General features: G+C 36.7%; 16 protein-coding genes. 2 read left to right on the top strand and 14 right to left on the bottom strand.

Annotation, left to right across the window (positions count from 1 at the left end; genetic code table 11):
* Nucleotides 1–61: 61 nt before the first annotated feature.
* Entirely contained in the window at nucleotides 62–1,549 is a 1,488-nt protein-coding gene (locus BK580_RS08765) for a lipase family alpha/beta hydrolase (RefSeq protein ID WP_078379960.1), read from the top strand.
* Nucleotides 1,550–1,593: 44 nt separating this feature from the next.
* Here the strand turns inward: BK580_RS08765 and BK580_RS08760 are convergent, their stop codons facing one another.
* From BK580_RS08760 to BK580_RS08705, 12 genes are all read right to left on the bottom strand, one after another.
* Nucleotides 1,594–2,064 (bottom strand): DUF4306 domain-containing protein, encoded by a 471-nt coding sequence (locus BK580_RS08760; RefSeq protein ID WP_169864886.1) that lies wholly within the window; start codon nucleotides 2,062–2,064, stop codon nucleotides 1,594–1,596.
* A 77-nt stretch (nucleotides 2,065–2,141) separates the two neighbouring features.
* The gene (locus BK580_RS08755; protein ID WP_078379958.1) at nucleotides 2,142–3,254 is read right to left on the bottom strand and encodes a GerAB/ArcD/ProY family transporter; all 1,113 of its coding nucleotides are present in this window, start codon (nucleotides 3,252–3,254) and stop codon (nucleotides 2,142–2,144) included.
* Entirely contained in the window at nucleotides 3,247–4,341 is a 1,095-nt protein-coding gene (locus BK580_RS08750; RefSeq protein ID WP_169864881.1) for a Ger(x)C family spore germination protein, read from the bottom strand. Before BK580_RS08750 ends, BK580_RS08755 begins: the two co-directional genes overlap by 8 nt.
* 25 nt (nucleotides 4,342–4,366) lie before the next feature.
* Nucleotides 4,367–5,878 carry a spore germination protein gene (locus tag BK580_RS08745; RefSeq protein WP_078379956.1) on the bottom strand — a complete coding sequence of 504 codons (1,512 nt, stop codon included), beginning with the start codon at nucleotides 5,876–5,878 and terminating at the stop codon, nucleotides 4,367–4,369.
* A gap of 183 nt (nucleotides 5,879–6,061) precedes the next feature.
* Nucleotides 6,062–6,535 carry a GNAT family N-acetyltransferase gene (locus BK580_RS08740; RefSeq protein ID WP_078379955.1) on the bottom strand — a complete coding sequence of 158 codons (474 nt, stop codon included), beginning with the start codon at nucleotides 6,533–6,535 and terminating at the stop codon, nucleotides 6,062–6,064.
* Between the two features lie 218 nt (nucleotides 6,536–6,753).
* Complete coding sequence (locus BK580_RS08735) at nucleotides 6,754–6,942, bottom strand: DUF4017 family protein (protein ID WP_078379954.1); 189 nt, start codon at nucleotides 6,940–6,942, stop codon at nucleotides 6,754–6,756.
* Between the two features lie 253 nt (nucleotides 6,943–7,195).
* Nucleotides 7,196–7,630: an SMI1/KNR4 family protein gene (locus BK580_RS08730; RefSeq protein ID WP_078379953.1), complete on the bottom strand. Its 435-nt coding sequence runs from the start codon at nucleotides 7,628–7,630 to the stop codon at nucleotides 7,196–7,198.
* 72 nt (nucleotides 7,631–7,702) lie between these two features.
* The gene (locus BK580_RS08725; protein ID WP_078379952.1) at nucleotides 7,703–8,488 is read right to left on the bottom strand and encodes an ABC transporter permease; all 786 of its coding nucleotides are present in this window, start codon (nucleotides 8,486–8,488) and stop codon (nucleotides 7,703–7,705) included.
* Nucleotides 8,489–9,253 (bottom strand): ABC transporter permease, encoded by a 765-nt coding sequence (locus BK580_RS08720; protein ID WP_078379951.1) that lies wholly within the window; start codon nucleotides 9,251–9,253, stop codon nucleotides 8,489–8,491.
* Nucleotides 9,254–9,258: 5 nt separating this feature from the next.
* Nucleotides 9,259–10,209 carry an ABC transporter ATP-binding protein gene (locus tag BK580_RS08715; RefSeq protein ID WP_078379950.1) on the bottom strand — a complete coding sequence of 317 codons (951 nt, stop codon included), beginning with the start codon at nucleotides 10,207–10,209 and terminating at the stop codon, nucleotides 9,259–9,261.
* Nucleotides 10,210–10,598: 389 nt separating this feature from the next.
* Nucleotides 10,599–10,841, bottom strand: a complete 243-nt coding sequence (locus tag BK580_RS08710) for a DUF2552 family protein (RefSeq protein WP_078379949.1) — start codon at nucleotides 10,839–10,841, stop codon at nucleotides 10,599–10,601.
* On the bottom strand, nucleotides 10,838–11,173 hold the full coding sequence (locus BK580_RS08705) for an iron-sulfur cluster biosynthesis family protein (RefSeq protein ID WP_078379948.1): 336 nt from the start codon (nucleotides 11,171–11,173) through the stop codon (nucleotides 10,838–10,840). Before BK580_RS08705 ends, BK580_RS08710 begins: the two co-directional genes overlap by 4 nt.
* Nucleotides 11,174–11,340: 167 nt before the next feature.
* On the opposite strand from BK580_RS08705, the gene BK580_RS08700 reads away from it, so the two are divergent.
* Nucleotides 11,341–11,553 carry a CDGSH iron-sulfur domain-containing protein gene (locus tag BK580_RS08700; RefSeq protein ID WP_078379947.1) on the top strand — a complete coding sequence of 71 codons (213 nt, stop codon included), beginning with the start codon at nucleotides 11,341–11,343 and terminating at the stop codon, nucleotides 11,551–11,553.
* 41 nt (nucleotides 11,554–11,594) lie between these two features.
* Here the strand turns inward: BK580_RS08700 and BK580_RS08695 are convergent, their stop codons facing one another.
* Both BK580_RS08695 and BK580_RS08690 read right to left on the bottom strand, forming a co-directional pair.
* Nucleotides 11,595–12,440, bottom strand: coding sequence for an SPL family radical SAM protein (locus tag BK580_RS08695; RefSeq protein WP_078379946.1), 846 nt, complete (start codon nucleotides 12,438–12,440; stop codon nucleotides 11,595–11,597).
* A 57-nt stretch (nucleotides 12,441–12,497) separates the two neighbouring features.
* Nucleotides 12,498–13,310 carry a nucleotidyltransferase domain-containing protein gene (locus tag BK580_RS08690; protein ID WP_078379945.1) on the bottom strand — a complete coding sequence of 271 codons (813 nt, stop codon included), beginning with the start codon at nucleotides 13,308–13,310 and terminating at the stop codon, nucleotides 12,498–12,500.
* Nucleotides 13,311–13,456: the final 146 nt, after the last annotated feature.

Genomic DNA, 13,456 nt, shown 5'->3' with positions numbered 1-13,456 from the left:
CTCTCAGATAGGATAGATGGGGAGAATATCTCCTATTTCTTAGCAGAAGTGGAGTGGTGGTATGAAAAGGTTGGTGTTGATCTTGCTGGTTGCTTTGCTTGTTGTTCCAGTTTCGGTGAATGCAGGTAGTATTGGTGGAAAGGATAATCCTGGTGGCGTTCCTGGTCAGTGGTATGTTGGGGATACGCCGAGCTTTGTTGATCCGAATAAACCTCCAATTGTATTTATTCATGGGATTAATAGTTCGTCGCGTACATGGTGGGAAAATAATAATATGTATCAAACTGCTTTAACTAACGGCTACCAGACTGCCTTTATTGATGTTCATCCCGATAAAAACATGTGGGATAACGGCGCCATCGTCAATAGCCGCATCCGAGATATCTATAATCATTTTGGACAAAAAAAGCTTGTCATTGTTGCTCATAGTAAGGGGGGAATTGATTCACAAAATGCCCTTGTTCACCACGGAGCGCATCCATATGTGTCTAATCTCATCACCTTATCTACTCCACACTATGGTTCGCAGCTAGCAGATCTCGCTTATAGTGGCTGGGCAAGCTGGCTTGCTAGTATTTTAGGTAGTAAAAATGATGCAACGTACTCGCTACAAACAGGCTATATGAATAGCTATCGTCCACAAATTGATAATCATACGAACCGTTCACGTAATCGTGTCTACACCTTGGCTGGCACAAGCTGGGGAAGCTTTGGCTCTTCCCTTTACTGGGGTGGACTATACTTAAATTCCTATGGGTCAAATGATGGTGCAGTTACGGTCACAAGTTCACGCCTCCCGTATAGTACGGAAGTGCTAGTGAGCAATTGGAATCACACGACCGTTCGTGAAGGGGTCACGTTTCAGTATTTCCGTCCTTACTTAACACTAACTCAAGCGGCTGGGGCTAGTTTTGCCCTTGACGAGGTAAGCGCAACGGTCGAACCAAGAGAAGAAGAAGCTATCTCCATCAGCACCCTTCATCGAGGTGGAGAATTTCAAACAGAAGGAAAAGAAACCTTTTCTGTTGAAGAAAATGTCGCACAAATCGACCTAGATTGGTTAAGCGACAAGCAAACAACAGACATCGAAATAATTAGTCCATCCGGAAAAATCCACACCAATTTCCAGCATTCCATTGACCGGGAAATTTTTCAAGGTGGTCATCACCATACCTTTCAAATTACCAAACCTGAACAAGGAGAATGGACCGTTAAAGCTAAAAAGGAGCAAGCAACCTATTTGATGACTGTCGGCTTTCATTCCGAATTAAATGAAGAAATTGTATTAGAGGAAGCAACATTAGAGTTAAAAAATACAGGAGCCAAAGTTAAGGATTTTGAAGTCGATGTTAACATCCAAAAAGACGGCAAAGCTAAATCGGCTTATGGAATGAAAGTCGCCAAAAAAGGCAAAGTAGCACTGAACTTTACGGAAGAAGGCGTCTACTCCATTACGCTTGATGTGAAGGGGAAAACAAAAAATGGCAATAACTTTGAGCGAACAATTGTGAAGTCCCTTTATATTGATAAAAACGGGAATAAATATTAAGAAAAGCCAAGCACTTTGCTGCATCCCCGCAAAGTGCTTGGCTTTTAGTTTTCTATATGCGGGATTATTTTAAAGTAATTCAAAAAAGCATATAGCATCAGTAATCCACTGACAAAGAACATAGATTTCATCATCATGCTAGCTCCGTCTGTCGGAGAACTAATAAGTTGTAACGCACTTATTATTAAGGCCAATCCTACAGCTACGTTAAAGTAGGAGAATTGTTTTATTCCTTTTAAGAAAAGCTGACCAACCTTAAACAATATGTATACTAAACTAATCATCATAATAATCGGAAATGTCGGTTTAAATTTTACCGCGTAAATAAAATAATCGAACTGTGAAATATTGGTCCGCTCTATTTCTCCATCATGAAGCCATGACGTAATGATCGCCGTATTCTCCCATTCAAATGGGTTTTCAACTAAGTCACTGCCCTCATACCAAGATGCAAAAGTAGCAATCACGAAAAATAAACAGGCTAAACCGAACAAGATTAATCGACTCATTCTCATCCCTTTCCTCCTATTACACATTTTTACATTTGATAGTTTATATATTACAACAACAATTTGTAAAAAACTACGGAATTTTAGGAAACATTTTTTCTTACTTTTATTTTACGGACGATTGTCACATAGACAAATAGAAGTGGGATATAGAGAAAAAGTAAATAAAATCCCATTTCTGATGTTATCTTCCCTAACATCTCAATATTTTCCCTGTCTTGTAGGAAAAATGGTGTGATATTAAGGAGAATTAAGGCACCAATTAATGAATATCGTGGCTTAATATGGAATAATCTTTTAAACCCTCTAACTGTCGACCATAATGATAAGCAAATTGGTGCGAGAATGACTAATAGCCAGGAAAAGATAAAAATGAATTCAAATCTTTCAATGAAAGGAATCCAAACTATTTTCGTCATGATTAAGGTGGGCCAAATCATATATTTTAATTGACCTTCACTAAAATAGGCGAATGTAAAAATCGCTAATATCGTATAGAGGACAGTAGTTAAAAGCAGACCAGCTTGTCCCCATTTATGCGACTGTTTTTGATTTTTTATATAGGGATAATAGAATAAGATCGATTCAAATCCGAGAAATGAAATGGTAGATGTTTTTGCTGATTTCATAATTTCTATCAAATCATGGTTGAAAAATGGCATTAAATTAGAAAAATGACTATATTTTAAAGTGTAAATCAACACAAATATCAGAATGAGGGGAATGATTGTACTAAAAAAAACAACCCCTGTAATTACGCGAAAGCCGCGAATGACCACATAAAAAATTATGATAGAAATGAGCAAAGTAAATTCCCATATCGTTATCGTATTAAACGCCCAAATTTGTAATACTTCTACATAAGATCGTAAAACAGTTGTTACTAATAGAAGAAAGTAAAAACAAAATAGCAAGGTAAGGATATTACCGAACCATTTTCCAAAATAATCACGATGAAGAGAAATAATATCTCCTTCACTTGAGTAGCTTAATAGTTTAAACATCATAAATAATAAGAGATGAAAAATAAGTCCAATTAGAAATAAACTAATCCATGCATCATATCCTGCATCCATGGCTATTTCATGTTGAAAGCTTAATAATCCGATTCCTGTCTGGGATGAATGCACTAAAAATAGCACTAAAAAGGGAGATACAAGCAGATTTTCTTTTATTTTTGAAGGCTTATTAGTCATGCTCCGTATCTCCTAAATAAGATTGATAAATATTTAACGCTACGTCTAGGTCTGTGTCGATATTAGGATAAGTCGTTTTGTAAAATTCCTTTTCCGTCCATTTTCGGTCTTTCGTTTTAAACAACATTCCTACTCCGAGAGGGTCTACATCATTTTTTTGAAACTCCTTAAACAAGGAAGTATAATTTTTCACCATGTATTCTTTCACTACTTTTTCTACGAAAGCTTTATCTTGGTTCAAATTAATCCAACTTGGATAGTCTTTAATTAGACCGTCAATCTTCAGGTTCACATGAAAGGTGTTCTTCTCTACCTTAGGAATTAGCTTGGATTTTCCAGTAAAGATGTTAAAGGACAAATTCCCTACCTTTCCTTCCTTATGGATTGGAACATTAAAAATCATCTTTTTCGAAGATCTATTATCCATGATTAAGGATAATAGAGAGCTTTGATCACGTCCTAAGACCATTTTTAATTTATCCTGACGACCTATAACTCCAACTTTCTCCAATGTTATCTCCCCATTTTCTGACATGACTATGTAAGGTAAAACGGGGTCACTTCCCTCACCGTAATAATTATAGAGAAATATTTGCAAATTGGAAAAAGGGATAATATGTGTGTTCATATTGTGTTCAATTTGCTTTGGGAGCATATCCCCCTCTTCTTTTAGCAGTTTTTCAAGAAAGGGAGTGAGGTTATCATTGATGATAATAATTTTCAAATTACTACCTACAAGTACATCTCTACAAACAGAGCTAACTACATCCTTAATCGGCTGTTCTCTCGTAAACCTCTCTGTAAATGCCATTACACGAGCTTTTCCGATTTCTATTGGATAGGATGATTTGGCATTTGCACTTGATAACGCAGCATTAGCTGATTTACCTGTCCCTATTACGCTTACAAGTGCCTCCTCTTCTTGTCCCTTTCTGTACAAATGGATGATCCCACTTGTCATAATTTCATTTTCCTTATCCTCCACTACATCAAAACCGAATACATCAACAAGATTTATTTCATCCACCAATTTATACCTTTCACAACCCACTAATAAAACTGTGGTAAAAAGGCATATTCCCCACAATCTCAAGTGCCTCCATATAAAATACTTATTCATGATCCAGTCCCTCTTTTACGTCCCTATTTTTCTTTGGTCGATATCTTATCATTTTTAGTGGCCTTAAATAACTAGCTCGTTTCGTTGTTTGTTCAAAGTTTGAACGAACAATACTGTCTGCATAGTCCCTTATTCTGAAAGGAAAGAGTGGCACCAGATACGGATTACCTAATGATTTCAGTCCAAGTAAATGAGTAAGCATAATAACAAATCCAATAACAATACCAAAACCTCCCCATGTCGCCGCTAACACGATAAAAGGAAAGCGAATCAATCGAATTGTATTCGACATTTTAAAGATTGGTGTTGTAAAGGAAGCTAATGCCGATAATGCGACCACTATTAAAAGAATATTACTAGTAAGAGCCGCTTCCACAGACGCTTGTCCAATAACAATCCCTCCAACTATCCCAAGGGTCTGTCCAATTTTCGTCGGTAATCGTGCACCAGCTTCTCGCAAAAATTCGATTGTAATTTCTAAAAAAATAGCTTCTAATACTGGTGGAAATGGTACATACGCTCGAGAGCTAATTAAGGGACGCAGTAAATCTTGAGGAATCACTTCATAATGAAACGTCAAAATAGCAACATATATTGGTGTCGAAAAAATCGAAAATAATACCCCAATAATTCGAATCATTCGGAAAAAAGTACCAACAATCCATGGTAAATAATAATCCTCTGGCGAAATAAAAAAATCCAAAAAGGCAGAAGGACCAGTTAAAATGTAAGGAGATCCGTCACTAATTATAGCAACTTGTCCCATTGTTAAGGCATACACTACCCTATCTACCCGTTCTGTAGTAAGAAGGACTGGAAATGGAGTAGTGGAATTATCCGATAACATTTGATCTATAATGGATGTGTCAAACACGACATCAAAGTCTGTATCCTTTAACCTCTGTCTTGCTGTATTCACATATTCAGGATTCGTAATACCTTCTAAATACACAATTGCCACTTTTGTTTTTGAAATTGAACCTACCTTTAGCTCTTCTACCATCAAGTTCGTATTCAAAAGTTGCTTTAATAAAAATATATTGGTTGATAAATTCTCTACAAATCCAACTTTTGGTCCAATGACACTAAATTCATTTTCTGTATCATTTGTCTCTCGATATCCTTTACCCACTGATTTTAGATCAATTAATAAACCCTTTTCATCCTTTTTATGTAATTGTATAAAGATAAATCCATGGTTTAATTTTGTTTCAATTTCTTGTACGCTATCTGAAATGAGCATCGTTTCTACTGGGATAATATCACTTATATCCTGTAACGATTTTATTTTATCGAGATTTGGCTTTAAATATGGAAGAAGGTCTCTCTTAAATAGTTCTGAGTCAATCAAGGAATAGTAGTAATAAATGATAACTTTATCTTTACTACTCGAAGGATAAAAACAAGTAAAATCACTTGATTTACTAGCGATTTCAAGAAATGTTGCTAACTTATAATTTTTTTTATTTTTTGAGTTTAGGTTACCAAACAATCCATTGAACATTCTTCATAAATACCACCTATCATTTTCTACCATTATGTTATCCAAAAGTTCCCTTTTTATGAGAGTCAAAAATCCGTCCAATTCACCCATAGTTAAACATACAAAAAAAGACTCTTCTATATATTCACAGAAGAGTCGGCACGATTTGATTGGAGGTTATGTAACACTTATTCTAATGCTTGATTATACAAGACTTCTAACAAAAACGACGCGATCCTCTCCCACTCCATCATAGCTGAGATGAATCGGAAGACCATCGATTATATGATCGCTCGTCTTCATGGAGAAGCCAAGCTTTTGATGGAATTTTATCGATGTCGTATTTATGGGAGACGTCACACAGCTTACTTCCTGACAACCTTTGAATCTCACCACTTTGAAAAAATGCTCATAAAGGTCTCGCCCAATATTTTTCTGACGCGCAGATGGATTAACACCAACAAAATGAATATATGCTTCTTCTGGTCGTGTCGGGGAGACAAATCCAATCAAAAATCCCATCGTTCTTCCCTCATCCTCGACAATGAAACTCGTTTCCTGAAAGTGGTTAAAGAACAATCTTGGCAGCATATCTACCATATTGCGCCCCCCCCACCAAGCATTGAGAATTGTCGAGACCCTTAAAAAATCATCGTTTTGAATATTTCTAAGCAGCATGTATCTATCCCCTTTTTTACTACTAGTTTACTATAAAACCCCTTATAAATATTGCCGCGTTTTTAGAAATCTTAGTTACATTTAGTTCGCTTTTTGGAGGTTCAAGAATTGGGATTCTGAATCTCGGGAAGTAGACGGACGAGTTTAATTACTAAATAGAAAAAGGACTCGTTTATAGTCCTTTTTACAGCTGCCTTTAAGGAAATTCCTCTCATTTATTAATCATCTGTAGGCTTTTTATTTACATAAAATGAAAACAGCGCAACGACTACAAAAGCCGGTATCGCATACATTTGTCCAGCGAATAATTTCCAGCCTAGCGTATCATAACCCGTAGATGCTGGCGCGATAACGACTAGTACACAAACAAGCACGTAAGCTAGTAATGGTAAAACTAAATTTTTCATTTACAGCCCTCCCTTCACTTATGTAAAGGTAACCCCTGTCCAATAGGCTGATTGATTTTATAACTGCATCTCTCCCTTTTTTACTTTCTTTATTGTTTATAATATATTCATAATCTTATTTTCGGTAACCTAGCTAGTATTATGTTTTTTCCTTCTTTGTATATTAATTGTCTACCTCTTCACTATAAAAAAGAGCGTATTTGCTTATTACACAACAAATACGCTCTCATTCATTACTATCGGAAAAACTTGTTCAAACGGAAATTTCACCCGTAATCCAACCCTTAATAAACTCTTCTAACGATGACGACACCCACATTCGACTATCATCCTCATGATTCCAAACATAGATGTCTTCTTTTTGAACTACGCCATTTAATATAGGGAAGCCAAATAAATCACCACATCCAGAATCAGAAAAAAACAACAAATGATCAAAAGGCATATAGATATCCTTATATTCTTCAAAATTCCTGAAAAACAAATTGTCTTTGACGATTTGTTCTGTAGACCAAATTAAGGGACACTTAAACTGATCAAACACTCCATTTGTCTCCTTGAACAATTCTAGTAACTTTTTAGGTAGCTCCACATTTAGTTCTTCACCAATTTTTATTATTTCGGAATTAGTTGCAGGAGTTACAAAATGATAATCCTTAGAAATAGAATTAATATAATTTTCCCACATAATGGCCATTGACCCCTTTATTTTATAAGTATGAATTCATTACTAGTTCTTACTTGAACTGTCAGATTTCACTTACACATTCTTAAACAACGCCCCCTGCTTTCGCGCCAATTTCTCCATCACGTTGACTAAAAGGAGGGCAATCAAGAAATAACATCCCCCAATCATTAACTCTTTTCCTAATAGTGGTAAAATCGCGTAGGACTCTAATTGATAAATTGACCGTATTGCTTCAATACTATGGGTTAGAGGTAATATTCTTGCAAGTGCTTCAAGTGAACCTGGAAGTAAGGCCACGGAAAAGTTGACTCCACATAACACTTGAAAGCTAGCTAAAACAAGATTTAAGAACAAGTTAACATTCGAGAACAATAGACTAATACAGGCAAATAGTAGGGCAAAGCTTAGTAGTGAAAACATGGTGACAGTAAAGAGTAATAGTAAATGTCCTATTTGATCCAGTGGCAAAGCAATAGAAAATAGCACCCTTGCAATCGTCAAACCTGCAATAAATACGAATAGCCCATCTAAAAATGGTACCAACGCTTTTCTCATGATGATGACAAAAGTAGAAGTCGGGGAGGCAATGTTTAATTCTAATGTTCCAAATTTACGTTCATTTCGAAACATCGACATGAAATTAATCATCATCGTCTGTCCGGTGTAATAGACAATATTTCCAAGAACAACATAGGACAAATACTCCTGTCCAACAATGGCACTAGCAAGTGTTGCAAAGAATAAATAGTGCATAAATGGATCAAGTATCCGAAACAAAATAAATAGCCGAAGCGTTTGAAAGGAGTAAAGTGCTTTATAGGACAAATAAGTAAAACCAAATTTATTAAGGAAAAACACTTATATCGCCCCCAAGCTTCCATGTTTTCGTAAAACGAGTTCGATTCTTTTTATAATGAAAATAGATAACAAGAAGTAGCAGGTACTGACGCCTAAAGATACCATCATAGAAGTGTACATCTGAGGGGAAAGAGTAAGGGTTTCATAGACAGCTTGTATTCCCCAAGTCATGGGGATAAGGTAAGCAATACCTTTTAACAAGAAAGGCATACTTTCCACTGGGATAAAAACACCACATAATAAAATGACAGGGGTTAAAATTAAATTTTGATAATCAAAAACATTTTGGAACGCCACAAACACTATCGCTAAAATCATTCCTACTACACTTAAAGAGAGGAGTAATACTAGGACAGATAGGAAAAATAAACCGAGATGTTCAATCCCAATTGGTAGCTGATAAATAAATCTCGCATAAGTAAAACTAAGAACCATCGAAATTAGAGCGATAAAGGCATTGCTTATTGCTTTCGTGAGAATGATTTGAAAAAGCGAAATAGGCGCCGCAATTAAGAGCTTTAATGTATCATTCCACTTTTGCGCGATTAAGGCAGAACCTGATGAATAAAGGACATAACTCCACATACTAATTAATGCGGAAGCCACCACAAATTTCTCAATATTGACGTCCCCTCGCATTTGTTTAAGAAAATAAACAATCGAAAGGAACAGAAGTGGCTGGAAAAACAAAAGAAATTGGTACATTTTATTTTGTAGAGTAGTGAAATATCGAATCTCTCTAAATAGTAAATTAACAAAATTCACCCTATTCACCCCACGTCTTTCATATGATGAACATAGGCGTCTTCTAAAGAAATCTCTCTTTTCTCAAGTTTAATTACTTCGCCGTATGTCTCCAAATAGGAAGTCAATTTTTGATGATCTGCTTCTTCTTCAGCTACTTGAAAATTCACAGAGTAATATGGGGCTTTAATTTCATTTACTTCTACTTGTTGCAGGAATCTATCTTGTTCTAGTTTACGAGTATCATAGACCTGCATCGTCGCCTCAAATAACTTCAAATGACTACAGCTTTCTTTTATATGCACCGGCTCACCGATTAAACTAATTGCTCCATTTTTAATAAAAGCAATCCGATCGCAAAGCTCATCCGCTTCTTGCATGTAATGCGTCGTTAAGATGATCGTAATTCCCTTTTGCGCTAATTCCCTTACAAGATCCCTTAACAATCTTGCCCCAATAGGATCTAGTCCAATAGTTGGCTCATCCAGAAAAATTATTTTTGGTTCATTAATTAAACAGCGTGCAATATGTAGCCGTTGCACCATCCCTTTGGAATAAGTGTGTATCTTTTGGTTTGCCGCATCCTTTAATCCCACTAATGATAGCAGCTGCTGGATTAATTCCTTTTGTTTCTTGTTTGGGATTTTGTACAGTGTGCAAAAATAATGCATATATTCTATGGCTGTTAACCTTCCATATACACCCCGCTCCCCGCCATAGACGAAGTTGATTTTGTCTCGAATTTTAGCACTCTCTTTTACGACGTCGTACCCGAGGACTTTTGCTTGTCCAGAAGTTGGTAGAAGTAAGGTTGTTAAAATTTTAATAGTGGTAGTTTTCCCCGCTCCATTTGGACCAAGTAATCCGAAAACCTCCCCCTCATAAACCTCAAACGAAACATGATCCAACGCCGTTTTATGTCCCCCTTTTAATTTATAGGTACGGGATAAATTACTTACTTCGATAATTCTATTCATAACCTCACTCCATTCAGAAAATTATAATAATTAATTATAGATAAGTTTGGGTTTGATGTAAATAATTGGTTTTATTTTAGGGGTTTTGAGAGTTTGGTGAACTTTTGGGTCTTCATAAGAGAGGGGTTTTTTAAATAGAAATTGGAGGGGTTATCGGGATTTTTGATTGGTGCTAGAGATTTCGGGTGGTGTTTAGACCGATTTTGAAGCTTGCGGAGGCGGGGGACGGACGACCTTTTGATTTTCTCCCAAGGCCTTCTGACATTTTTGGACGACCTTCTGATTTTTTTCTAGGACCTTCTGACATTTCCCTATTTTCCCCCTTTGCTCCAAGTCTCCCCCTCTACTCTTCAAGCAAACAAAAAAAGCCGAAGAATAAATTCTTCGACTCAGCCTAATACATCTGTTATGCCATCCATATTTTCTGTAATCCATACCATTGCAGCATCCAAATTCTCAAATTCCTGTGCTTCAAAGGTTACTTCATCCTGCAGTAACCACACATCTTTATCCTCATGGTTGATGCCACCGATCGACCAGTGCAGCAGGCTATAAGGATGGTTATGATTTAAAAAGGACGCCCATGTTTTGGATTGCGCTACATTTTTTAATGCATTAATTTTTCCACTCATTTCGCTACCTCCACTACCTTTAAAGACATGCGGGGGTTTAGAATTTGGCTTGGGCATTTAAGCATGTAGGTGTTTGCACTTTCCACAAAATCGACCGTCATGTCTTCATCGAAAAAGACTAGTTTCGATTTTTCCATTAACAATGGCCCTACATTTGTATCTAGCGTCACATCGTCATCGTCTTTCTCTGGTGTAATCCATAATGCGGATACGCCACTAACCACACAGCCACAACCTTCTGTATCATATTTCAGCTTCAACCATTTTCCTTCTTGGTTTTCTAGCTTTGCTTTTACTCTATCTGCTGCTTTCTCTGTAAACGTTACTTTCACGTTTCATGCCTCCAACTATATAATCGTTAGCCTGATTGTACCATATTTTGCTTTATTGTATAACTAGAAGCTATTTGGAGAGGCTGATAGTGGTATAAGTTGAGGTTGTCAAAATGGGGTTTTATAGATACGATACTAATATATGAATATGAAGGAGGGTTTTACCAATGTCAAAGGTTCAAATCAAAGTGATGGACAATGGAGGATTTCGTGTAACAGGAGACGTAGATTTAGTCGATGTTGACGGCAACAAATTCGAGCCGAAGCCGGCTTTTACTTTATGCCGCTGTGGGCTTTCTAAAAAGCTACCATACTGTGATGCGTCACATAAAGGTAATTTTGAATCCTGTGTTCGCGCTACACAAGTACTAAACGATTGATTTTGTGTAGCGCTTATTAAAAAAAGAGCATGGACTTCTCTTTAATGAGAATGGTCCATGCTCTTTTTTGGTGGCATAAAGCCTTCTGGACTTACTACTAACTGTTCTTCTGGAAAACACTCTCTCAGTCTCTCCCACACTCGCTTTTGTACGTCTCCATCATACCAATTCTCTTTTTCCAACGCCTCATACCTGTCTCCTATCTTCAAGCGCTTTGTTCGTTTCCCACCACTTCCATCTCCTGTAAAATCATCAACACAAACCCGATTTACCAGCTTAGATAATGCCTCAGGAAACTTTTCCGAAAAGGGGAGTGCCGGTGCAATCGCTACCTGTACTGGAATTCCAAATGCTCGTAATTCCTTTAAGGCCTTCAATCTTGCTGGAATTGGCGGTGCCGCTGGTGAAAAACGTTTTCTCACTTCCTCCAAATCAGTCTCAACCGTCATGCTTACCATCACTCGATCTTTCAGCTCCAGCAACAAATTGATATCTCTTACTACCAATGGACTTCTTGTTTGCACCAAAAGAAAATCAGGTTTTACCTTCGTCATTACTTCTAACAAAGCTCGCGTAACCTGCTCATTGTGCTCCATAGGTTGATACGGATCTGTACTGGATGACATGAAGATTGTGATAGGCTTTTGTTTTTTTCTTAATAAAAGCAGTTCTTTTTCTAACTTCTCTTTTACTCCCTTTTTCACATCAACCCATGTGCCCCATTCTTGTTTACGAAATAATCCAACCGGACTCTGCCTTACATAGCAATAAGAACATCCAAAGGCACAACCAATATAAGGATTTAGTGAATGGGTATATCCTTCTAAAAATCCACTTGCTGGAGTTAGGATTTTTTGCGGTGTTTTTTCCGTTACTTCTACTTTCATCGATTTCTCACCCACTTATCCATCATTTGCTTTTCGCGGCATCATCCAACTGTTAGATTAATATACACCCTCTTTCGCTAAAAGGGCATCTAAGTTATCCACTAGCGTATTTACTTCGGTTAATATTCGTTCATCAAAGTTAGACATGCCGCTCAATAAATCCTTTAAATTATTCTCCATATCCAAAGGCAGTTTAGTCGCCCTTGCTTTTAATATTTCTACTAATTTCTTTTCACCAGGATGTGGCATTTCATTAATCGCAAACAATATATCAAAATAGCTAGCCAATAAAGCGGCAATTCGATGATTAATACTTACATAATCCTTTCTCTTGATGGCTTTTTCTATTTGAAAATAAAAGGAAGGCATCTGTTTCCTTAATAATGGATAATTTTTTCGCACTATGTTTAATTTTAGTGCTTCGGGATAGTTAACCTTGTATTTCTGTTGCAGTTTTTCTGCCTTTTTATTTTTATCATACAGTATAACGGATGTTTGGAAATTGCTCCAAAAACAAGTGGTGTAACCGATATCTGCTTGACAATTAATTACTGTTCGCTCCAGTTGTGCATCGATTCCATCTAAACCCCGGTAAATAATTTCGATGGGAATATTTCCGTCACGTAGGATCCCATCATCTTCTGTTTCCCAAAATTGATTATTAATCTCTATATAATCACAAAACTTCCTTATAATTTCTTCTCTTTTTATAATTGGGACTTCTCGGTTTAAATAGATGTATAAATCATAGTCAGAGTTTTCATCTTGTGTGTTGGTTGTGTGAGAACCAGCAAGCAGTATGGCTTCTACCTCCTCTAATTGTGAAAATTCAGCTACTATTGCGCTTAATCCTGCATGATATTGAAACATCGCCCTCATCCTCTCTGTTTGTCTGCTTCCATTTTCCGCCAAAATAAAAAGGTACAACCTTGACTAGAGCCTAGGTTGTACCTTTTGGTATCATTGCCTTCAAATTTCTGCTTATTGTTCATTTCATTATATTCTAGATTTTTATA

Source organism: Sutcliffiella halmapala (assembly GCF_002019665.1).
GTDB classification, from domain to species: Bacteria; Bacillota; Bacilli; order Bacillales; family Bacillaceae_I; genus Sutcliffiella_A; species Sutcliffiella_A halmapala.
The sequence above is the reverse complement of the archived record's forward strand: the minus strand, read 5'-3'. Positions and strand labels throughout refer to the sequence as shown.

Bases quoted from the DNA above. Each gene is read 5' to 3' on its own strand.
- BK580_RS08765 (WP_078379960.1), top strand. From the start codon at position 62: ATGAAAAGGTTGGTGTTGATCTTGCTGGTTGCTTTGCTTGTTGTTCCA.
- BK580_RS08760 (WP_169864886.1), bottom strand. From the start codon at position 2,064: ATGAGAATGAGTCGATTAATCTTGTTCGGTTTAGCCTGTTTATTTTTC.
- BK580_RS08755 (WP_078379958.1), bottom strand. From the start codon at position 3,254: ATGACTAATAAGCCTTCAAAAATAAAAGAAAATCTGCTTGTATCTCCC.
- BK580_RS08745 (WP_078379956.1), bottom strand. From the start codon at position 5,878: ATGTTCAATGGATTGTTTGGTAACCTAAACTCAAAAAATAAAAAAAAT.
- BK580_RS08740 (WP_078379955.1), bottom strand. From the start codon at position 6,535: ATGCTGCTTAGAAATATTCAAAACGATGATTTTTTAAGGGTCTCGACA.
- BK580_RS08735 (WP_078379954.1), bottom strand. From the start codon at position 6,942: ATGAAAAATTTAGTTTTACCATTACTAGCTTACGTGCTTGTTTGTGTA.
- BK580_RS08730 (WP_078379953.1), bottom strand. From the start codon at position 7,630: ATGTGGGAAAATTATATTAATTCTATTTCTAAGGATTATCATTTTGTA.
- BK580_RS08715 (WP_078379950.1), bottom strand. From the start codon at position 10,209: ATGAATAGAATTATCGAAGTAAGTAATTTATCCCGTACCTATAAATTA.
- BK580_RS08710 (WP_078379949.1), bottom strand. From the start codon at position 10,841: ATGAGTGGAAAAATTAATGCATTAAAAAATGTAGCGCAATCCAAAACA.
- BK580_RS08700 (WP_078379947.1), top strand. From the start codon at position 11,341: ATGTCAAAGGTTCAAATCAAAGTGATGGACAATGGAGGATTTCGTGTA.
- BK580_RS08695 (WP_078379946.1), bottom strand. From the start codon at position 12,440: ATGAAAGTAGAAGTAACGGAAAAAACACCGCAAAAAATCCTAACTCCA.
- BK580_RS08690 (WP_078379945.1), bottom strand. From the start codon at position 13,310: ATGTTTCAATATCATGCAGGATTAAGCGCAATAGTAGCTGAATTTTCA.